This is a genomic window from Pseudomonas monachiensis (genome assembly GCF_047345015.1).
In the GTDB taxonomy this organism is placed as follows: Bacteria; Pseudomonadota; Gammaproteobacteria; order Pseudomonadales; family Pseudomonadaceae; genus Aquipseudomonas; species Aquipseudomonas monachiensis.
In genome coordinates, this window is record NZ_CP178857.1 from 710,940 (window position 1) to 732,985 (window position 22,046).

Consider the following 22,046-nt stretch of genomic DNA (forward strand, 5'->3'; position numbering starts at 1 on the left):
GTTTTGCGGGAAATGTCCTAGGACGCGGTGAAGTCGTTGCACCGATCACAGGTCACTCGATTTCACCGTGTGCTTGAAATGATGCTCCCAAAGCCTGACCCCCAACCTACCCGTCCGGTCCAGCGATGACCCCACCGTCAAATCCGTGATCAACGTCGGCTGCAAACCCGCATCAAACAGCGCAAACCCCGCCGCCAGGCAGCAGGTTTCGGTCTGCAGGCCGCACACCAGCACGCGTTTGACGTTGAGGCTTCTCAGGTAGTCGATGGTTTCCGGTGTGGGCGCGTAGCCGTGCTTGATAAAAATGCGGTCGGCCGGGATCAGGCTGTCATCGTCCGGCGCGGGGTGCCAGCCGAGCTGTTTTTCGAAGGGGGTTATGGACTCGTCGTGGCGCTCGACCGTGGCGATACTGGGCAGGGTGCCGATGAGCGCCTGGATACCGTCGATCAACCACTGGGGCGGGGCGAAGCCGGGTTGTACGTCGATGATCAGGAGGGCTTGGCGCATGGGCTTCTCCGAGGTGATGGCAGTGTTAGGGGCGACTGTGCACATAGCGGCATCGCGCGACTGTCCATGTAACCCTATCGTCAGATTTCACCTGCCACAAAGTGCTTTTGTGAGTTGTGAGCGTACGATGTAACTCACGTTTTCGCGGAATTCCTGGGGGGGAGCGAACGAAGCGACTGAGTGATATGGCTTTGGAGAAAAATCATGACTCGCAAGCACTACTTGAAAGCCCTGGCGATGCTGCTCATCGCCACTGGCGTGCAGTGGGTGACGCTACCCGCCTACGCGACCGAGCAGGGTCAACAACGGCGTGAAGCTCGCGATACCAGGCAGGAAGGGCGCTCCACTGCCCGGCAAACCAAGGATGATTGTAGAAAAGGCAATGACAAGAGCAACGTAGACTGTCGCCAGGACAAGCGCAGCACCAAGCAGGATACCCGTCGCACAGCCCGGGACATCAAGTACTGATCGTTGGTGTGGGTTCTTCTTCAGACTGTTGCAGGGCTTGTGATACGCCCAGAAACAACGAAGCCCGCACGGGGCGGGCTTCGTTGGTGTCTCAATTGGTGGGCCGGGGTAATCTGAATTGGCTCAGTAACTTATTGATTCATAACATTAATAGCGATTTTAATTTTTAGTTGGAATACCAATTGGAATACTGCATTCCACTGGACTACCCGTTTGCATTCGATCTGCCAGCACTCTTCGTAACCATGATTGGCAGTGAACTGCCCATAGCTTCCGGTGGCGACAGGCAGAAATCGGCCGATTCTGTTGAAAAAAAATCGGCAATGGTTTCCGCAGCAGAAAAGCATGCGTCTGAGATTGAAATCATTACTTTCGAGAGAGGTTGCTGGACTCAGATTTCACGTGGCGGCGTCCTAAAAAGGCGTTTTCACCGATCGCTCTCCTGGCCTTTTCAGAAAACCGACTTTTTCAACACAGTCGGCCAATAGCGGATGCTTATCCAAAGGTAGCCTCCGGTTGGAAGGGGACGGCGACGACACAACGGATTTTTGCTATGTTCGGTGTTGCGCCACGGGGTGTAGGTGCTCACCTGGCACCGTAGCTCTAAACCAAGCGAATCATGAGTGTGGACGAGGATCACTACAGGCGATTCTCGGACAATCGGGCATGCGAAGATGTTGCTGGCTAGGAATGCAAATAGATCTAGTATCAAAACACGAAAATAAAGGACTACTAAGTTGACCTCTTCACCAGCTACCTTCGACTTTTCAGGTTCGACCACTATCACTGACGAAGGCATTAGAAATCACTTCAAAAGGGATCTCGAACCGTGGCAGCCAATCGCTGAGCTCATATGGAATGGGTTCGACGCAGGAGCTAAATCCGTCCGAGTTATAACTCGCGAAAACGATATGGGTGGAACTATATCTGTTACGGTATTAGATGATGGTGAAGGGATCGACTTTACTAAGCCTATGGATAATTTTAGGCGATTCAATGATTCCTTGAAGAGGCGATCACATTCCACGCACGGTTCTAAAGGAAGAGGGAGGTTAGCGTTCCACAAGATTTGCGCCAACGCCGTTTGGAATACAAAATTTCGTGGCCGAAATGCGATAATCGGCATACAAAGCTCGTCTCTAAGTACGATTAGCGGGCGTGAGATTCCTGAAAATGAACAAAATGCCCTTTTATCCCCTATGCATCAGGGTACATGCGTAGAACTTACAAATTTTATTAATATCCTTCCTGAGCAAGAGAAATTAATCCATCAGTTACAGCTGGAGCTTGGATGGCATCTGGCATTCAATCCTGAGAAAAGCTTGACACTTAATGCTACGCCAATATGCCCGCCTTCACATGTTCTGACGCAGAGCACAATCGACGCTGAAGGTATCGAGTTTTCTGTCGAGCTGATACAGTGGGGCGAAAAACTTAACTCTGAAAAATCCTATACATATCTTAGAGGAAGTGAAGGCATACCGTTGCATCATATGCCTAGCAGCTTGAATCAGAAGCCTGGATATTACACAAGCCTACTGGTTTCGTCTCCTTGGTTGGATGCTTTGTCGGGCGGCGATACTCAATTGCGTTCGACATTCAATGAATTGTCCGCATCAAAAGTCTGGAAAGAGTTTTCCAAGAAACTTTCGGTCTTTACTCAAAATCATTATCAAGAATTTCTCGCGCGGTTAGCAGACGAGCAGATAGAAGGGTTTATTGAAGAGGGTGATTTTCCAGACTATAAAGATATTGACCCTGCGTACTCTAGCTGGCGGCTCGGCAATACCAAACGCATCGTAAAAGGCATCATACTTGCCGACCCAAAGCTATTCAAAAACGGTAACAAAAAACAAAGAAAAATAATAATAAGGCTGTTAGATAAGATTTCCGTATCTAGTGAAAATAGTTCCCTGTTTGAAATTTTAGATAGTGTGTTAAATCTGGATGCCGTCGCTATGGAAAATTTTGCGACGCAAATCAAGCGTGCAAAACTCCAGAATATTATTCAAACCATTGAGTCGCTACAAAAACGTGAGCATGCAATTGCTAGAATCGCTGAAATAATGCGAAATCACTATAGGACAACGCTTGAGACACCTGACCTCCAGGGAGTTATCGAAAGTAACACTTGGCTGTTTGGTAATCAGTATGAAAGCATTGGGGCTGAAGAAGACACGTTTACAAAAATCGCCCAAAATCTTAGAGATTCGGTTAAGGATATTGACCTCGTTGAAAAGGACGATCTTGATGGTGGTGCCACTGTAGATGGCGCTAATCGCCAGGTTGATCTATTCCTAGTAAGAAGGCAGAAGCAATACGACTCTAACAATCAGCCATACTTTAGGTGTGTGATTATTGAAATAAAGCGCCCAAGCGTATCCTTGAACACAAAGCATCTGCGACAGGTGGATGACTATGCCACTATTTTGTCTCGACATCCAGAATTCAACGGTATAAGAACCAAGTATGAAATCGTTCTTGTAGGGCGAAAAATCTCAGAGTCCAATTTTGATATTCAGGAACGACTCAACAATCTGACTGATAAGAATGATCCAGGGCTAATAGGCGCCGGCACCCCCATTAATCCGATTAAAAAATATGTAAAAACTTGGCAAACCATCATCGAAGAATTCCAAATTTCGCACGACTTTATGCTGAGCACCTTGAAAACCCAACGAGACAGCCTAGAAATTGAGTCCACTAAAGATGAACTATTGGAGGCACTCACTGAAGATGTCGAATAGGTACCGATCACGCGGCGTCGTTTGAACGGAACGGCGCTCCTCAGCTGCAACACCCTGTACTATTTCCAGGTGGTGGAGCGGCCTGGCGAACTGAAATCAACGATCTGCGCTAGCATACTCGGCCGCTGATTATGTGCATTCGTTGACAGGCTGCAACCAGCCAGAAGCGGACTGTCTCATAGTCGCGTCCGACTATTGATTTAACCGGCCGATGCAACAGATGACTCAGATACATCATTTTATTGAGTCATAATGCTCAATGCATTGCGCGATACGAGTAAGTAACACGTGGAAGCCCGAAAAATCTATGCTTGATTTTTTCGCTAGAACTACTTTCTTAGCAAAAAATTCTTTCCCATACTCGGTCGCGGGATTCATATCATTTTTGGGATTGAATTTTTTTCCGGAGAGCGTTTCACTTAAAGTTTCTTTCGTGAACCGATCTTCGATGGCTGTATCTTTACCCGAGGTGTCAAGTGGCGTAAATACCACATACAAATTGTGCATTACATGGACAAAGTCTGCCTTGCGCACATCTGCCTTTGCCAAACTTGTTGGATACGGTTGCGCTGGTGTCTTGCCGATAAGAAGACTACAAATTTTTCCGCAGCCACTATCATTATCCAGAACGACGATCACCGGATTGATCGGAGTTGGTGCTTTATAGAATTTGAAATGGTCATCAAATTCCGAGATAAAAGACTGAAGGTATGAAGCTCCGCCGAAGAGTTGGAGTAAAAAACGTGTCCTTGCAGTGTAGTTAAGGAACGACACGAGTAGCTTATACGGCCCAGTTGCGGTCTTCGGCTTAGCCAATTTCGGGTAAAAGGCAGCAAGTCTACTAATCGCTGATTTTAGATAGACGTTGTCGGTCTTTCCTTCGCAAAGAATGGTCGGCTGCTGATTCGCATAAAACAACCGATAGTAAAGAAAACGGCTGAAGGTCCGCTCTCTCCCGCTCAAAAGCTCGCGCGTATTTTGACCATGTTTTGCAAGCGCATACTCAGGGTTTAGCGGCGGCTTTTGACGCAAACGATTATAATAGTCGACTTGGTCAATGAAGTTTAGCTGTCCCTCCAGCTCAAAGACACTCCCATCAACCAAAATTCCGTTTACTTTTTTGGTGAACATGCCATTTTTAAAGAGAGAATGGCACTGGGATTTGACCGTACGCCAATATTCATTTTTTACGTTCGGCTTTTGGTTTACTACTAGTCCGGTAACATCTTGACGAGAATCCTTGTATTGAATCCGCGTTTTCTTTTCGTTTAATCCAAAGCCTGCTCGTCGAATTTGATTTTTAAGCCTTTTTCCGGGGATATACTCTCCCGCCACTTCGGCCATGATTCGTGCTGGAAAGGTTTTTTCCCGAGTCGAAAAAGTGATGTCGTCGGCGTACCTGGAATATGTACAGGAGTTGGCTTTGGCGAGAGATGCGAGCCTAATATCTAACGGGTGCGTGATTAAATTGGTGATGACCGGAGAGCACGGGCTGCCCTGCGGAAGCTTGTTGTCATAGCAAGCAATTTGTGCAAGAACTGTTGCAATATGTGGGTCTAGCAGGAAATTTTTGTTCTGTATAAAAAAACCCCGAACACGCCCAAAGTTGAAACTGTCGAAAAAATCCTTTAAATCCACGTTCAATACATTTTTTTGGTGTAAATGCATCATCGCGTTTGTGATGATCGAACGGTTTCGCACAAAACCATGGGAGAGCGTGGGCTTAAAATCACCATCAACATCCTTCGCCTTATTGATCTCTTCGATACAATCTTGCAAAAGCTCCGAAAGGGATGACTGCAATGATTTCAGGCGATCAGATGGCGCAAAAATTGTTCGAGTTCCGCCACTTTTCTTTGGAATTGTAAAACTCGAATACTGTGAAGAAGGTTTCACCACATACAGCACATGTGTGAGAAAAGTAGCTTTAACACCAAGAATTAACGCAAGCTCACGCTTCGTTCTTATCGCTCGAAGGACGTCGATTTTTCTCATTTTTTCGCTTCAAGCTGGGGAGGGGAAAGTGGCTTATGGGCACTCTTATGCTACTAAGGGACCATTAAGAAGCGACAGGTCTCACAAGGGCAATCCTTACGGACATTGTTTCCACTGATCGCGATACGCGACCCAAAATCTGCCCATAAGCCGCCGCGGAGGCTACCAATTGATGCTCACTTCTGCAATAGCTTGATTGTCCGCCCCAATAGTGGCTGCGCGTTGGAGTTGTGTGCCCGCAGCTGCAAGGATGCTGACTGATAGTTGCCAACGCGGAGCGGCTGTCATGGGTGAGCTTCCTTTATGGACCGTCTTCTGCCTGTCACGAGGGGCTGCAATTGGCCGTTTCGGCCTGTCACGACTAACCGGTTGGGGTTGTTTTTTACCATTGCGACGGTGTTTTTCGAGCAGGTTTATCTGCAAGAGAATATCCACGCTGAGATAGATGAAGGCGGACAAGCGAGCCTGGAAGGCTGCCTACCCACGACTCGAGCGTTCGATCAGCATTTCTCGGTCATCCCCTAATCGCTTCCAGACCAATAGGGCAGTGAGCCGATAGTAATAGCGGGTGGCGTCGGAGTGGTCTTTCAGGTGCTGGGTGAAAAACCAGCGCACATGCTTGAGCTGCCAAGTCCAGGGATTGTCTCGCTGCCATCGCTGTTGAATGGCCGCTTGCATGATTCGGGCTTGGCGTAGGTGTCGTTGCTGCGTGACCTTCGAGCCGGTCAGTACTCCGCTCAGGAACAGCGCCATATCGAAGGGCTTAGTCACGCTCTGCCTCCAATGTAGGCCGACATCACATCGATCCGGTTATGCCCGAGTTCAAGGCTGATCTGTTGTCGCGCCTGTCGATCAAGGTCGCGGTCAATGCGATAGCAGTGACCACCATTGACCGGTGCGGCGTGGCCAGTGAGCTGTTCGTAACGCTCGCAGGCATAGGCCGCGCGCAGTTCATGGAAACCCTTCAGCCCGTGTTCATGCAGCGTTTCTCGGGCGGGGAGCACGGTCTGTTGCAGGAACGCGACGTAGCTTTCGTCTCGGGCCAGCAAGTTGCGGCTGCGGGGCGGCGATGCATGACGAGCCAACTGTAGCGCCGCCTTCACCTCTTCATTGGCCACAACCCAGCGTGGCGCTGAAGCGCCTGAGCGGCCGCCTTTGGTGCCGTCCTGGATGTTGATGCGGCCGAAGTGTTCGGCTTCGCGGCGCAAGCGTGGCAGGTCAGCCAGGATTGCTTCGCGCAGGCGCATACCGGTTGTTCGGGCCAACAGGACAATCGCGGCCACCCGCGCGTGTTGCTGTTCGCCAAGCGCCTCGAGTACTCGCCGCACTTGTTGGTGGTCTTGGCCATCGGGCGCGCGGGTGCGTACGCTCGAGCGCTGCTGTCCCAACGCCTGGCTCGGACTGACGATCCTCACGTCCTGATCACCGCGCAGCGCCGCGAGGGTACGGTTGACGCTGCTCAGGCGGTTCTGCGCCGTCGCGATGCAGAGTTCACCTTGCTGGATCTGCTGGCGCAGATATGCGGCGTAGTCGTGCAGCGTCTGTCGATCGATTTGGCGCGCATCGTTGTAACCGGGGCCGTCCTCTGACCGACACCAACGCACAAACGCTTGCCAGCGATCGCAATGCGCTTTGACCGTGGCGAAGTGGCCGCCGGCAAACAAATCCTTGAGCGCTTGTGGGCCGGCGTAGCTCAGCTGGCGGCCGTAACCAAAGTTGCGACCCTCACGCCGACCAAACAGAGCCATCTTCATCACCGTGTTCGTTTGTTTGTAGAAAGAGCAGCAAGGCTTTCCAGTGAGGGCTGAGTCTGTCCACCTGCTGCCAATGCGTCGGGCGGACCAGAAGGGCGTTTTTGTGGTGTTGCAGCAGTGCTCCTTCCTCACGCAATTGCTCGATCAGCAGGGCGAGGTTGGCAGGCTCCAGGGGTGGTGTGGCGACAGCGGCGACAGTGGCGACAATCCGCGTCGTTTCTGGCTTGGGGCGCGGCGACAGGGTGGCGACAGAGGTGGCGACACGCTGCGATTCTGGCTGCGGTTGATGTTGCGCCTGGTAGCGGCGCACCGCGTCATTGAGGCGGAACATGGCGGACCTCGAAGGTTCTTCCATCGCGACTGCTCAGCCAGCGATGAGTGATCAGCACGACCAATAAAGAGGCGGTATGGTCAGCGCTCTTGCGGGCAAAACGAGGACCGTTGCGATTGACGTCGCGAATAGTGAAGTGGGTCCAACCATTTTGTACCAGCCAGCGCAGCAGCCGATCCGCCTCTTCGCATCGGCTATTGACCGGCGCCTGTTCGGTCAGGCGCTGGATCTCGGCCAGGTAGTAATCCATCAACGTGGAGGCGCGCTGGATGTGCGCTTCGTCCAACGCACTGGCCTCTTCAACCATGGCCAGCGCACCCGCGATGCGCAGTACATTCGCCGCCGCCTTGCCTGCGACAGGCTGGACGCCGGCCAGCTCGCCAAACTCGCCAGACTGGCACTCGATGGTGTCGTGAATATCAATCCAGGCACGACGGGCACGGGGAGTCAGCTCCAGCGTGGCGGGATTGAGGGATCCATCCTTGTGAAGCGACCAGGGCTTTTGCAGCAGGGCGGTGATCCGCTGTTGGTAGCGCTGGACTTTGGCATCTCGGGTCAGGTCGATCGCCTTGTAGAGTCGTTGGCCGGCCAAGCGCTCTGGCCAACTGATCAGGCAACGGCCGAGGATGCCTTGGCCATTGATCACAGGGTCTTTGAACAGCTGGTTGGCCAGGTAGGGTTGCAGCATCAGGTGCAGGCTGAGACGGCGATCATAGGCACGCAGGCTTTCCCCAGCCATGGAGCGTGCCCGATCGATCGGGCTGCCATCCCACAGTGTCGACAAGGTGGTGATCGCCTTGAGCAGGTTCTCTTTGCTCATGGTGCTGCTGCCCAAGAACTGGCCACCTTCATCATTGAACAAGCCCATGCTGGGCAAGCCCTGACACAGGCTTTTGACCAGGGCCTCAATGGTGGGCTCGGCAATGATCAGTCTCGGTGGTACCGGCTCGGACAGCTCACCGCTTTTCGCCTCAGCACGCTCTGTTGAGGTTTTGGGTTTGGTCATTCTGGTAGCGGCGCGATAGGCTTTGAGTTTTTCCGCATACAGGGTCCACTGTTGTCGTTCCCAGTCGCGCGCCGCCTTCAGGGCCAGATGGTCCACCGCGCTTTTGCGATCACCCGAGGACGCCACCGTCAGTAGGTAAAGGGACAACGGATAGGTTCGGCCGTCGAGTTGGGCATTGGCATGACCCTGGCTCACCAGGGCGACGCTGGCCAGCACCGATTGTGCAGCCATGGCGCAGGGCACGCCGATCACCTCGGCCAGTCGTTCGACCGCAGGGCCCAACAGATCCCCGAGTGCTTCGACCGGGTAGGGCAGTGGCGCCTGCTGGTACTCCAGCAATGGTTGTGGGGGCTCGAACGCTTCGCACAGTTGCATCGAAATTCTCCTGAGATTATCGACTTCGTCCTCACTCATCCCGCCACGGTTGTTGAGTGTTATCAGGGATCAAGGCCCCTGCGACCTGTGAGGTTTGTCCACTAACGCGGGACTGACGGCTCCTTACGGCCGGGAGCTTGGGCATCTCATGATCTGGCCTCCTGAACACCGATAGCGGTGGGCGGGTGGAGGCTGCACTGGCTGACGAGACCGGTGTCGCAAGACCCTGAGTCGGGTGAAGGCAGTGATGCGATGACAGGGGCATGCCTGACTGTCAGTCAGGTGCAGTCCATTCCTTGGGCTGCGGCACCATCATCTGCATCGCTGTTGCTGGTGACTTCGGTGTTTGTCACGCCGATTGTCACGAGGGGGAATGCCGCAAAGCCTTGTACGAGTTGGGCTGCAGCAGCGGTAGGAGTGCCCGTCTCTTTAGGGAGCAAAGAGACGGGCAAAAGGTTGGCGCAAGAAATGGCCAAGCGGATAAGTTGCTGCAGAACAGCCAGGAGGGGGCATGAGTTGCCGCAGTGGGCATTCTGGAAGAAGTGGCATCCATCACATCACTGTGACCGTGCGAGCCGCCGGACGCTAATCGCACTTGGGGAGAACCACCACGATGTGGCGTAGCCTCAAAGGTTCTGGCTACCTGGGTACTGTCTAGGACAGCGCTGGTACGGTTCTGGTTTAGCGCTCGTTCTGCTTGCGGTCAACCGGATTTGGGGGGGAATCTTGCGCCAATCGGTAGTGCTGGAAGACCTTGGAGGCCGGTGGCTTTCCATGGCCGAGTGGTCGTTTGTCGGTTTTTAATGTGAGCCTGCGTAAATTGCATGGACTTGACCACCCATTTGCATCGTCACTGACCAGTCAATTGCATTCGTGCTGATCAACCGTTTGCATTCGACTTGACCAGCAAACGCCATAGTGACGACCGGCGGAGAACAGCCAAAAGCAGTCACTGAGTGTCTTGCGGGTACGAGGTAATTAACCTCGTTGCCACTCGGCAATTTAATAGTAGCTGCGGATGGAGACGCCCAACGTCGCACGGCATCAGGTGGTGCCCCATCTGCTGGGTTTGGCCATCGACCATGCATCGCATCCTTACAGTAGCCGGCAGTAGGGGTTAGTGCAGCAGCCGATCTGTGTCGAAGCGCCGTAAGCAACAGGATATCTGTGAAGCGTGACCGCACATTGAGCTCGTCTCACAGTGCCCGGCATTCCTCAGACGGGGGCTACCTTCGGGGGGATGGTGATAGCTGGCAGTCTGATGCTAGTGTGCGGCCAGAGATGCATTCCAGAAACCGCCACTACCCGCAGGGAACGCCATGCGATCACTTGGAATCCGCGCAGAGCCCAAAAAGGCGACGTTCGTCATATACGACGATGAAACCAAGCAAATTTTGAACGTCGAGTCCTTGATCATTCCTCAGATCTTGAACAAGCCAGAACAGCTAAAATTCGCTCGCCACAACATTCTCGACATCCTCCGGGAGTACAAAGTTGACGCGGCGGGCATTCGGGTCGCAGAGGGCAACGCGCAGAACCAAGACGCTGACCGGTTGTACCTGGAGGCCGTGTTCATGGAGTCGTTCGCAAGCAGCAGCATCAAAAACTATTTTGTGGGACGAAAGACAAGTATCAGCGCGCGGCTGGGCATCACCTCTGCTCAGTTTAACTCGATCGTGAAATGCGAGACTGAGCTTGAGGGCGTGGAAGGCTGGCCGGCAGGGAGGGCACAGACTGTTCGAGAGGCCATTCTCGTAGCCATAGGAGCCGCCAAATGATCATTCCATACCAGACGGCCCAGGTTTCTTTCCAGAGGAAGGAGCGTATTGGCGAGAATGGTGAGAATTCCGAGGTGTACGTCGTCCATGACGAGCACCTGGATGCCGAGCTCGTGGTAAAGCAGGTCAAGACTGACGGATTCAATGAAGAGCGGTACCTGCTTGAAGCTCAGTTGCTCTACAAAAGCACGCATCCGTATGTGGTGCAGGTGCTGTACGCCTGCAAGGACGCGCAGCACATCTACATGGCCATGCCCTACTACCGGAACGGATCGTTGCACCAAGTCGCTGAAGCACAGGGGCTGACCTGCAGGCAGCTCATCCGCTACTCAATGCATTTCCTCAGCGGGCTGAACAACATCCACTCCAAAGGGTTGCTCCACTTCGACATCAAGCCAGACAACATCTTAATCTCCGACAGTGATGAGGCCTTACTTTCTGACTTCGGCTTCGCCAAGATCATGGATGAGGATGGATTCGCTACGCCTGAGGCGACCTACCGCTACCATCTGCCACCCGAGAGTGCTCACACGCGTGACTTCAATAACAGTGCAGATATTTATCAGGTCGGCTTGACCCTGTACCGTTTGCTGGCTGGCTTGGACGCTCTGGAGAATCAACGACGTGCATTCGGAAATGGTGCTGAATTGGCGGGTGCTCTACGCAGCGAAACCTACCCAGATTTGTCGCAGCTGCCTCGGCATGTTCCGAAAAAGCTCAAGACCATCATCAAGAAATGCTTGAAGTTTGATCCCGATACACGCTATCAATCAGTAATAGATTTACTGAATGGCCTGTCGTCCATCGAAGATTTAGGCTTGGATTGGCGTTTCTCTACAGTCGGTAATGTACAGCGCTGGGAAAGCATTTCGTCGGACGGAACGACCCTTTTGGTAGAGGTGTCCGATAATGGCCAATGCACAGCCCAGAAGAAGACGGCTGGCGGAGCTTTTCGCAGGAAAGCCAATCTCTGCGAAGCCAACCCAACCCCGGAGCGAATCCATGAAATCCTCATGTCATCAGACTGGTAAGCCGACAGGAAAAAAGGGTGGTGACGGGTATCTGACCAGATCCCAGGTCTCCACAGGACGTAGCCAGACCAGCTCTGGTCGCGTTCGCTCGTCCGTTCCGCTGGTGAGCGTGGACGACCTCATGGGTGATTCGAAAATCATCTACCATCGCCGCTGACCCTTCTAGAGCCCTTTGTAAGCGCGGTGTGGGGGGCAGTTATTCCCATGCATGTTCGCCTCAAGCAGTCAGCCTTGGGCTTCGCGAAAGGCTTTGAAATCCCTCCCAAATAGCCTGACGTAGATCGACTTTTCGGACGATACTTTTGTGCAGTCATGCCGCTCTCCGCAGCGAGATACAGTTCGGCCGATACCATCGATATAGGTAATCTCTAGCCGCTTGCTTCGAGCGGCAGCTTCACGCCCTGAGGAAGTCAGTCAACTCGAATCGCGGTTCTTCAGGAGCGGTGAACCGCGCTCAATCGCGAGCAAATGAGCGCACTGGAACGGGCACTGACGCCGTCAACTGAGCGGTGCGAGCAGGCATCGCGTGTGGTTGCGGCAATCAGCCATTGTGCTGGCCCGTTTACGTAAGCTTTTGCTAGGGTGCAGAGTCTTGAGCCGCCGCGACACCTCTCAGCAGCCAGTTCCCAAATTTTAGGTACACCTCCTCTGCATTCGTCAGCATATGCGGTGGGCCATCCACAATGTGGTCGGCGTATTCCAGCAGAAACGGAAAATCTTCTTAAGGATTTCCTTAGGTAGCGGGTGGTCGCCTTCAGATGTGGGTGGGTTTACAATGAAGGGCGACTCGTTCCCGCTGCTATATCACGTCTATTTACTGGGCGAATCGAGCTCAAAGCCACCCTTAATGATGAAGGTACGTAGCAGGTCAGCTGACTTAATATTCACTTTAAAAGCAGCGATGTCTTGTCCCTCTAGCGTCGTGAAGTAGGCTTTGGCTTTTTCCTTGTCGATTGAGGCCAATAGCGCATCGAAGCGGCCGTATTCATTTAGGTTGGCTTCAGTCGTTCTGGTATTCATCAAAGCATTCAGTTTCCCAACATCCACACCCAAGCGTTTAACAATGGTTTCGATCTCTCGATGCTTTGCTTGCGCTTGGTAATCGGTAAGGTAGTCACGGAAGATTCGGGCAGGATCAATCACCACATCACCACGCTGAATATCGCGCAGAAATATCTCGGCGAACTTCTGTTCCTCTTGCGAGAGTGATGCGAACGAGCGTTGCAACTCGCTCAATGTGGCTTCTCGTGCTTCTGCATCGCCACTTTGCAAAACCTTCAGGTATTTTGCAAAACGCGAATTCATATAGTCGGCGTCGATCTTGCCGGTATCAATTTCTGAGATGTGGCTGTCAATCTCAAACGGCACCTCTTCCCCGCCGCCACCACCACCGATGCTGCCCAGTTCTTTGTAACGCTGCAGCAGCGTAAAATATTGCTGCTGAGTCACTTCGAGAGTTACTGCGCAGGCCCCCTCATACGGGTACTCGGTTTTATCCCAGGTGAAGCCCTGGATTCGGGCAGCCTCAAGAATGCCGCTGAAGGTCTGAAAGTGTTTAGCAAATGTAGCTCGTTCAGTTGGGTCCTCGGGGAGTTTTTTGAAGTCTACAATCCCCGCTGCCGAAAAAATGGCGCTGATCTCGGCAAAACAGGCATTTAGCCGCGACACATTGCCGGCCAGCTTGTCGGCAAATAGGCCCATTGGCTTATCGCCGGAATACAGTTTTACTGCGTCATTCACATTCCGCTGCATGGTGTGCGGCTTGCGGTAGTAGCGGATGGTGCCAAACGGTTTGTCTGGCCCAAACAGGCGATTGGTGCGAGAGAAAGCCTGAATGATGTTTTCGTACCGCAACACTTTATCCAGATACAGCGTGTTGACCCATTTGGAGTCATACCCCGTCAGCATCTGGTCCACCACAATCAACAGGTCTAGCTGTTGATCGGGGGTTGTCTCGATACGGGTATAGGGTCTTTTGTGCGCCAATCTGACGGCAATGTCCTTCTTGAAGCGCGCATGGCTGGCAAGGTCAAAGCTTTGCCCATAGGCCGCGTTGTAATCCTCCAGAATCTCCACTAGGCCGTTGGTCTTGAAGGCTTGATCATCCGCGCCGTCATCATCGTTGTCTATATTCGGGTCAAACAGCGAAGTGACTTTCAACTGCGGGCATTGTGCTTTGCACAGCCGGTAATAAGTAATGGCCTCGCGGATGCTGTGGGTAGCAAAGATCGAGTGGAATTTGCCGTTTTGGCTTAGCGTCAGCCAATTATCTGCAATATCCTGCACCACCGCGTGCCGGTGCTTATCTCGGCTGTACTGGCTATTGGACAAATAATCTTCAATCCCTCTTTTGTAAACACCCGCTTTATCCCGAAAACCTGCCATGGGTACATCGCTTATATAGCGGTTGAAAACAGCTTTCTTTCTCGGGTTTGCCAAGGCCTCGGCCACGGAGGCCGCTTTGGCTTTTTCCAGCGCCACGGCTTGGCGCAGATCGCGGTCACGATAAGTTTTGACCTGATAAGGGTCAAAACCCAGCACATTCTTATCGCGGATACCATCGGCAATGCTGTAACGGTGTAATTCGTTACCAAACACATCGGCGGTGGTGTTGTCCTTACGCGTGTTTTCCTTATGGATCGGGGTGCCGCTAAAGCCAAACAACACCGCGCCTTTAAAGCTCTTCTTGATATCGATCAGCATATCGCCAAAGGTTGACCGGTGGCATTCGTCAATGATGAACACAATGCGCTTGGCCCGTATTTTTTCCAGATCATGTGCCTTCAGGCCGTCTTCTTCATCTTTAAGGCGGCTCATTTTCTGGATGGAGGTCACAATCAGCGTAGCGGCCGGGTCGGTGCTTTTCAGCGTACTGACCAGCACGCCGGTATCTTCAGTGGCCTGAACCGCGGTGCCATCGCCGGCAAAGTCACGATACGCCAGCAGCGTCTGGGTGCCCAGCTCGATGCGGTCGAGCAAAAACACCACCTTGTCTGCATCCTTGGCATTGGCAATCAGCTGGGCGGTCTTGAAGCTGGTCATGGTTTTGCCCGCGCCGGTTGTGTGCCAGATAAAACCGCCCAATCGATCGGAATTTTTCCAGTCGGTTTTGGCTACCTTGTCGGAAATGGAATGTGCGGCGTAGTACTGGTAGCTGCGCATCACCTTCAACACACCGTCAGACTCATCGGCCACGGTGTAAAAACCAATCAGCTGGTGCGCCATGGGGATGGATAACAAGGCCGAGATGAGCGATTTCCAGTGGTTGATCGGCTCGTTGTTAAAGTCTGCCCAGTGGAAGGCATAGTCCTTATTAAAGCTGCCATCCGGCCCCGGGTTGGCAAAGTAGAGCGCCTCTTCCGGTTCCATCGCCACAAACACCTGCACCAGCGATAACAGCCCGGTAAACATGCCTTCGCGGGCATATTTCTGGATTTGGCCATAGGCTTGGCTGACCGGTACCCCGCTGCGCTTTAGCTCCAAATGAATCAATGGCATGCCATTTATCAGCAGTAACACATCGCCGCGCCGGTCGTTCAGCAGTGGCGAGCTGCGCGCAAAACGGGGCTGCTGTACAATCTGGTAACGGCTTTGACCGGCGGCGATCTCGTGCCGGTCGTAAATTTTCAGGCTGATTTCTTTGCCAAAGTGCAGCATATCGTCCGGATTGTCGCGCACGATGGCGACGGTTTTGCCGTTAATCAGCCCGTTCAATTTCAGCGGCGTGCGCAGCGCGCTAATCTGCTCCATGATTTGCTGCATTTCGCCATCAGTCAGGGCTACATTGTTCAGCCGGTCAATGCCGCGATTGTTCTCGAACAAAATCCGCGCCCAGTTGGCCAGCAAATCCTGCTCGCTCGGGTTTTTGATCACCTCTGGCTCCCACCCACGCTGACTTAGCTCGTGAGTTACGGCCTTTTCAAAGTCGGTTTCTTTGGCAAAGGTGCTCATGCGGATGTTCCTTGTTCTGTCTTTTTCATGGAGGGGTTGGCAGTGTTTAAATAAACATCTTCCCAAGGCAGGCGGCTTTGACTTGCTTCAGTTTTTTTTGCTGCGTGGCGTGGTGGGAAATTAGCTCGTCAAGTTGGCTGAAATAGAGGCCGATTTTTTGTTGCTCCTCGAGGTCTGGAACATAAGTGCCAACCTCATTAATTGCCGTTTTTGATAAGCTGGGCACGCCAGTCGATTCGTCGTATTTCTTCCAGTCAATTTTCTGGAAAATGCTGTGTATGAAATCTAGATTGTGGCCTTTTTTGGGAGTGGCATAAAACAAGGTGTCAACAGTCCAAAAAGGGCATCTCAATAAATATGGCTTGTCTATGGTTCCCTTTCGACCGATCCCAACAGCATCCTTGTCGTATGATAACGCTTTGTCCACGCTTAGCATGTAACCACCAGTTCCATATACCGGTATATTTCCAGCAGACAAATGTTTGTAATCACGCCCTGAGCATACCTCCACGATATTTTCCAACCGTTGCTCAGCCCACTTCCCCTCAAATCCCTTAAAACGAATTTCCGGCGTAGTGGCGCCGGCGTGTGGGAACATCTTTTGCAGCATTGCCTGCTTAAGCGTCAACAGCTTATCGTGCTTGTATTGATGCAGCTGAATCAGTTGATCCAGCTCTTTGAAGTGCGAGCATATTTTCTCTTGCTCGATTTTACCCGGAATTGTTACAACTCGCTTTTTCCAGTCGGCGACGTCAAAAAATAGTTTTTCAATATCCACGCCGTACGAACTTAGAAAAAACTTTCGTTTCATCGCGGACAGACCGGACAATATTGTAAGAAATTCCGTAGATATGTCTTTACTATTTGTTGCAATAAGGTACTCATTGGAGACAATTGCATTATTCAAATGCGCAGGAACCATCCCGGTTGCACCATGCACGACCTGGCGTTTGGAAATGACAAAATCCCCAGTTTGAAGCTGAGAGTAGTTTTTTACCAAAATATTGCGGCCAAATAAATGACCGCGTGAAACTATGCCCTCATTACGGCGTTTAACTGTAATTAGTTCATATTGCTGATTGTCTTCTAAGACGATGGTACGTTTCACTTCGGAGAGAATGGCACCAACCGTTTTTTCTTTCCAATCTTCAACGTAGTCACTGAATCGAACCTGCGGCACCTTGCAGTCTTCACTCCTGCTCATGATTATTTCCCATCAGCAAGGTTTTCAGTTCGCTTAAGCCTTTGAGGTCAAACTCATTGCCCTCCAGCTCGCCCAACATGCCTGCCAGTTCGCGTTCGCTTTGCCGGATGGCGAGTGCGTTGTCGGCATAGGTGATGCGGTATTTTTCCACCAAGGCTTGCAGCTTGTTGCTTAGGGCATCCATCTGCTGGCCCGGCAGGCGCTGCAGTGCTTCTTGCAGCGGGGTAATCCATTTACGTTCCAGCAGGTGGTGCACTTGCGCATCGCTCAAGCCTTCGATGGTGGATTTGGTCAGCAGATGCAATGCTTCGGCTTGTTTTTTGACCGTGGCCTTGAGTGTTTTTTCTTGCGCTAGCAAATCAGCCGCCTGGATGATTTTTACCTCGTAGCTGTCAGCGGCAAAGGGGGCAGATTTCGCTTGCTCTGCTTTGAACTCTTTGGCTTCTTTGGTAACGACGGCGGGCACGAATTTGTCGCCAGAATCGTTAACGGCTTCGCTGCTTTTTTCTTCTTCACCGAGGCTGTCGAAAGTTTCGTCTATCGCGCCACCGATTTCGGCCAGACGGTTTTCCTGTTGGTGCAAGTCGGCCAGTTGTGAGTTCAGGAAGGTGGCTTGCACCAGCTCGAAGGGCATGATTCGGCCTTTCCAGCCGTCCTGCACTTCCACGTCTTTGCCGTCTTTTTTCTTGGTGACAAGGTTGGGGTCCACCACGCGGGTGGCGGAAAAACCTTCGGTTTGGATGATCTCCAGATCCACGGCAATCTGCTGCCATTGCTCGGCCAGCAGTTGGTAGGCTTGGTATTTGTCTATTAGCGGCAGTGGGGCTAGGCGGTTGAAAATTTCTTCGCCAATTTGCGCCTCCTGCTGGGGCACCTGCGTGGTGTCGATATTGTCGATCAGGCGCTGTTTGAGATGGGCAGGAAAATCAGCAAACGAGCTGGTAAAGCGAGCAGTAAATTGCTGCACCTCGGCGTGGGTGTGGATGGCTTGGGCTAAGTCGTCCACTTTGGGCGCTGCGTAGGGTGTGCCGTTGTCGGCAAACAGCGTGGCGCGCAGGCTGGGCAGGGCCTGCCAGTAGTTGGCGAGTGAATCGAGTTCGCTGTGCGGTATGCCGCCGAACATGGCTGCATAAAGATCCCAGCTTTCGGCAGGTTCGGAGGAGTCGACATATCGCGGGATATTGAGGTTGTAGTCTGTGTCGCGGACTTGCTGTTTGCTGACCACGCGGCTGTAGCCCGGCACAGTAAGCCGGCCAATCACGGTATCGCTGATTTTCTTAATGTCGCAGGCACGCAGTTTGTTGCTTTTGCCCTCTTTGACGAAGCCTTTGGAGGCATCCACGATCAGCACGTCGCTCTTGGTGCGCTTTTGCTTGAGCACCAGGATGATGGTGGAGATACCGGTGCCAAAGAAGATGTTGGCTGGTAGGCCGATGATGGTGTCGAGGTGGTCGTTTTCGATCAGATTTTTGCGGATGGCACCGTCTTCGCCCCCCCGAAACAGCACTCCGTGCGGCAGGATAATCGCCATGATGCCGTCAGGCTTAAGGTGATAGAGGTCGTGCAGCAAAAAGGCGTAGTCGGCTTTGGATTTAGGGGCTAAGCCAAAGCGGGCGTAACGGGGGTCGCTGCCTTTGTGCTGCGGGTCCCACTTTTGCGAGTAGGGTGGATTGGAGACCACGGCATCTAGATAGAGCGGGTTATAGGAGTTGATCGGGTCGCTGTCGTCAAAAAATGGCCAGTCGTCTTCCAGCGTGTCGCCGTTGCGGGTAACGATGTTGGACGGGAGTATGCCGCGCATAATGAGGTTCATGCGGGTGAGGTTGTAGGTGTTTTCTTTCAGCTCTTGGGCGAAGTATTTGATATTGGCGTCGTTGCCCATGTACTTGGCAATCGACTTGCCGATGTTGAGTAGCAAGGAGCCCGAGCCACTGGTCGAGTCGTAAATGTCGATTTTGTCCTTACCCTTCACATGGTTGGCAATAATCTCGGACATCAAGACCGACACCTCATGCGGGGTGTAAAACTCGCCTGCTTTCTTGCCGGCGTTGGCGGCAAACATGCTGATTAAGTATTCGTAGATGAAGCCGAGTACATCGTAGCCCTGGCGGCCATCCATCGGGATGTCCTTGATCAGCTGAATCAGCTCGCTGATGGCTTTGGTCTGCTTGGCCGTCGTGTCGCCCAGCTTGCTCAGGCCGGTTTCCAGCGTTTTGAAAATGCCGTCGAAAAGTCGCTTGTGATCAGCATGAATCAGGCGGTTGAAGGCGGAGAGTGCATCGCGCACATTAGATACTTGAAAATCGCCGCCTAATTCCAGCCAGGTGGAGAACAGGTGCTCGTATGCAATGAAGTAGCCAAGATTACGCTTGAAAAAATCGACCGTTTCCTGATCTTCCTCCGAAAGGCTCTTGATATCTTCTTTACTCAAGTCCTGGCTATTGGCAAAGCGTTCAAGCTTATCCGAAAGATATTTGTAGAAGATAAAGCCGAGGATGTAGTCCTTGTATTCATTGGCTTCGATTTTCGAACGCATCTGGTTGGCGGATTCCCAGATTTTTGCCGCTAGTTGTTGCTTATTCACTGTGAGTCCTATTCAAGGAAATTTGAGTTTTCGATTGGAGGTTTGCTCAGGGATTTTTGAATCGCCCCGGCTTGCCGCCTCGAGTCATGCTGCTGATCAGGTTGTTGGCCTTTCGGCTCGGCCAGCCAAGCGCAGTAGCCACGGGACACACGTGGAGTCTCTGGCAAAAACGTCGTAACGGGTATTCCACCGACGGCTTACTGATGAAGGCGTACTTCCGCCGGACTCCTTGGCGAAGTACGCGGCGGACTTTTTTAGGATGTCGCACTCTTCGGGCACTTGCGTGACCTCTTAGATCTTGAATTCTTCGGTAACGCTGGTTGCTCATGGCATCTCATAGCGGGCCTCATTATGAGGCTTGGAGGTGTCTACGAGATAGGGGCGATTCAGGGAATAGAGGTCGATGATACCTAGGAAATGGCCGAGCAGACCGAGGTTTGACTGTCCTCCCCGACGGCTGCGGCTAGACCGTCGCCGTCCGATTCGTGCCGGAAAGTCGCCAGAGTCAGCATTTGGCCGATTCTTGTCTGTCGCCACCGACAGCTATGGGGCGGTTGCAGTCCTTCAGTGCTTGGCTGACGCACTCGCGGCTGAGTGGCATCCGCTGACATCCATCAACTGCAAACGGTTGGTCAGCGCGAATGCGAGTGACTGGTCAGTGGCAATGCATTTAGGTGGTCAAATGAGATGTAATTACGCATAGCCCATGCGAGTGGGAATGCGGAGCCTTCCCGCTCGCGTGGGCTTGGCCGAGAAAGCCCCAAGAGCGAGGCTTACTGCGGCGACAGTCGCCACTTCTGTCGCCATGCTGCAAACCAGGTATTACGCGGGTTGTCGCCGGTGTCGCCGCTGTCGCCAAATCAACCATCACTCTATCTGGAGAGTCATCCTCGGTTACTGGCGGCGTCTGGTGAGCGCTCACCGTATCGGCACGACGTTGTGGTCCCTGGTTTGATTGATCGCAGATGCCGACAGGTTGCCAGTGGCCGCTTTCTGGATGTGCTCACTCCACCAAGCCATCATCGGACGCCGGCGCTCGATGTAGTCAGCTCGGTTGTAAGCGCTTCGGACTTCGTCCTTGTCGACATGCGCCAGCGCGACTTCGATCAGCTCCGGATCCCAGCCATGCTCGTTCAGGATGGTGCTGGCCATGGAGCGCATGCCGTGGCTGACCAAGCGGTCCTGGAAGCCCATGCGTTTCAACGCCATGTTGGCGGTCTGGCTGTTAGCGTGGGTGCGCGGATTTCTATCTGCCGGGAACACGTATTCCCTGTGACCGCTGAGGGGCTTGAGCGCCTCCAGTAACGCGAGTGCCTGTTCGGTCAGCGGGATGGTGTGTGGACGACGCTTTTTCATGCGCTCCGGCGGGATGGTCCAGATGCGTTTGTCGAAGTCGATGTCTGCCCATCGAGTGGTAGCCGCTTCGGCAGGGCGAGTCATGGTGTGCAGTTGCCATTCGATCAGGCAGCGGGTGATCCGCTTGATGCTGGCGTTTGCGATTTCGATCATGAGCTCGGAAAGCTCATCGGGTCGTAGCGCGGCCATGTTCTGTTTCTTGGGTTTCTTGAATACTGCGCGAATGCCACTGAGGGGGTTCGCAAAGATCAGTCCTGAATTGACCCCATAGGTCATGATTTCGTTGAGCCGTTGGCTCAATCGCTTCACTGTCTCGAGGCTGCCTTTGGCTTCGATTGGGCGAAGCAGTTCGATGACCATCGGTGCGGTAATTTTCGAGAGCGGCGTTGTTTTCAGGTCTGGAAATACGTGCAGCGTGAGCGATCGCCAAATGTCCTCGGCGTACGCTGGCGTGACAGAGTCCTTCTTCAGCTCGAACCAGGCGGTGGCCACGTTCTCGAACGTATGTTCCGTCTCCGCTCGTTTGGCTTCGTCCTGTGCATTGCGTTGCACCTTGGGATCAATGCCTTGTGCAAGCAGCTCGCGTGCTTCCACCACTTTCTTCCTGGCGTTCGCTAGCGAGAGCTCTGGGTACGTGCCCAGCCCCATATTGATACGGTTTTTGGTTATCGGCTCGCGGTAGTTGAAGTTCCACAGCATCGAGCCATTGCTCCTGACTCGGAGCTGAAGGCCGTCACCATCGCTGAGGACGTAATCCTTGTCTTTTGCCTTGACTGCCTTGAGCTGGCGGTCGGAAAGGCGAAGGGCTGGAGCAGGCATGAGAGCTACCTCTGACACCGTTTTGGTATTCCAAAAAATAGCACCGGATGGCTTGGAATACCATTTGGAATACCCAAACGGCTGGAACTCAAAAAACCTCTCCAGCGCCCAGTAGCGCTTAAATCCTTGATTTCACTGGA

At 52.8% G+C, this 22,046-nt stretch carries 15 protein-coding genes; 5 read left to right on the forward strand and 10 right to left on the reverse strand.

The genetic code is table 11. The features are described 5' to 3' along the window. Nucleotides 1–45: 45 nt before the first annotated feature. Complete coding sequence (locus tag ACMDB8_RS03095) at nucleotides 46–507, reverse strand: isochorismatase family protein (RefSeq protein ID WP_409078319.1); 462 nt, start codon at nucleotides 505–507, stop codon at nucleotides 46–48. Between the two features lie 204 nt (nucleotides 508–711). On the opposite strand from ACMDB8_RS03095, the gene ACMDB8_RS03100 reads away from it, so the two are divergent. The 3 genes from ACMDB8_RS03100 (at nucleotide 712) to ACMDB8_RS03110 (ending at nucleotide 3,722) form a co-directional block, all read left to right on the forward strand. After that, on the forward strand, nucleotides 712–975 hold the full coding sequence (locus ACMDB8_RS03100) for a hypothetical protein (RefSeq protein ID WP_409078318.1): 264 nt from the start codon (nucleotides 712–714) through the stop codon (nucleotides 973–975). 182 nt (nucleotides 976–1,157) lie between these two features. Continuing rightward, nucleotides 1,158–1,463, forward strand: a complete 306-nt coding sequence (locus tag ACMDB8_RS03105) for a hypothetical protein (RefSeq protein WP_409078317.1) — start codon at nucleotides 1,158–1,160, stop codon at nucleotides 1,461–1,463. A 249-nt stretch (nucleotides 1,464–1,712) separates the two neighbouring features. Further along, nucleotides 1,713–3,722: an ATP-binding protein gene (locus ACMDB8_RS03110; protein ID WP_409078316.1), complete on the forward strand. Its 2,010-nt coding sequence runs from the start codon at nucleotides 1,713–1,715 to the stop codon at nucleotides 3,720–3,722. A 234-nt stretch (nucleotides 3,723–3,956) separates the two neighbouring features. Here ACMDB8_RS03110 and ACMDB8_RS03115 read toward each other — a convergent pair whose 3' ends face one another. The 5 genes from ACMDB8_RS03115 to ACMDB8_RS03135 form a co-directional block, all read right to left on the reverse strand. Further along, nucleotides 3,957–5,717: a retron Ec67 family RNA-directed DNA polymerase/endonuclease gene (locus ACMDB8_RS03115; RefSeq protein ID WP_409078315.1), complete on the reverse strand. Its 1,761-nt coding sequence runs from the start codon at nucleotides 5,715–5,717 to the stop codon at nucleotides 3,957–3,959. A gap of 477 nt (nucleotides 5,718–6,194) precedes the next feature. Beyond that, nucleotides 6,195–6,488: a hypothetical protein gene (locus ACMDB8_RS03120; protein WP_409078314.1), complete on the reverse strand. Its 294-nt coding sequence runs from the start codon at nucleotides 6,486–6,488 to the stop codon at nucleotides 6,195–6,197. After that, on the reverse strand, nucleotides 6,485–7,465 hold the full coding sequence (locus ACMDB8_RS03125; protein WP_409078313.1) for an integrase domain-containing protein: 981 nt from the start codon (nucleotides 7,463–7,465) through the stop codon (nucleotides 6,485–6,487). The genes ACMDB8_RS03120 and ACMDB8_RS03125 overlap by 4 nt, the downstream gene beginning before the upstream one ends. Then, nucleotides 7,443–7,802 (reverse strand): hypothetical protein, encoded by a 360-nt coding sequence (locus ACMDB8_RS03130; RefSeq protein ID WP_409078312.1) that lies wholly within the window; start codon nucleotides 7,800–7,802, stop codon nucleotides 7,443–7,445. Before ACMDB8_RS03130 ends, ACMDB8_RS03125 begins: the two co-directional genes overlap by 23 nt. Further along, entirely contained in the window at nucleotides 7,786–9,183 is a 1,398-nt protein-coding gene (locus ACMDB8_RS03135; RefSeq protein WP_409078311.1) for a YfjI family protein, read from the reverse strand. The genes ACMDB8_RS03130 and ACMDB8_RS03135 overlap by 17 nt, the downstream gene beginning before the upstream one ends. A gap of 1,319 nt (nucleotides 9,184–10,502) precedes the next feature. On the opposite strand from ACMDB8_RS03135, the gene ACMDB8_RS03140 reads away from it, so the two are divergent. Together ACMDB8_RS03140 and ACMDB8_RS03145 are read left to right on the forward strand one after the other, a co-directional pair. After that, nucleotides 10,503–10,961, forward strand: a complete 459-nt coding sequence (locus ACMDB8_RS03140) for a hypothetical protein (RefSeq protein WP_409078310.1) — start codon at nucleotides 10,503–10,505, stop codon at nucleotides 10,959–10,961. Beyond that, a complete protein-coding gene (locus tag ACMDB8_RS03145) occupies nucleotides 10,958–11,992 on the forward strand; it encodes a serine/threonine-protein kinase (RefSeq protein ID WP_409078309.1) in 1,035 nt (344 codons plus the stop codon). The genes ACMDB8_RS03140 and ACMDB8_RS03145 overlap by 4 nt, the downstream gene beginning before the upstream one ends. 810 nt (nucleotides 11,993–12,802) lie before the next feature. On the opposite strand, the gene ACMDB8_RS03150 is transcribed toward ACMDB8_RS03145, so the two are convergent. The 4 genes from ACMDB8_RS03150 to ACMDB8_RS03165 all read right to left on the reverse strand — a co-directional run bounded on the left by ACMDB8_RS03150 (nucleotide 12,803) and on the right by ACMDB8_RS03165 (nucleotide 21,906). Next, nucleotides 12,803–15,943 (reverse strand): type I restriction endonuclease subunit R, encoded by a 3,141-nt coding sequence (locus tag ACMDB8_RS03150; protein ID WP_409078308.1) that lies wholly within the window; start codon nucleotides 15,941–15,943, stop codon nucleotides 12,803–12,805. 46 nt (nucleotides 15,944–15,989) lie between these two features. After that, nucleotides 15,990–17,147, reverse strand: a complete 1,158-nt coding sequence (locus ACMDB8_RS03155; protein ID WP_409078307.1) for a restriction endonuclease subunit S — start codon at nucleotides 17,145–17,147, stop codon at nucleotides 15,990–15,992. Further along, entirely contained in the window at nucleotides 17,134–19,731 is a 2,598-nt protein-coding gene (locus ACMDB8_RS03160; RefSeq protein WP_409078306.1) for a type I restriction-modification system subunit M, read from the reverse strand. The genes ACMDB8_RS03155 and ACMDB8_RS03160 overlap by 14 nt, the downstream gene beginning before the upstream one ends. A gap of 918 nt (nucleotides 19,732–20,649) precedes the next feature. Then, nucleotides 20,650–21,906 (reverse strand): integrase domain-containing protein, encoded by a 1,257-nt coding sequence (locus ACMDB8_RS03165; RefSeq protein ID WP_409078305.1) that lies wholly within the window; start codon nucleotides 21,904–21,906, stop codon nucleotides 20,650–20,652. Nucleotides 21,907–22,046: the final 140 nt, after the last annotated feature.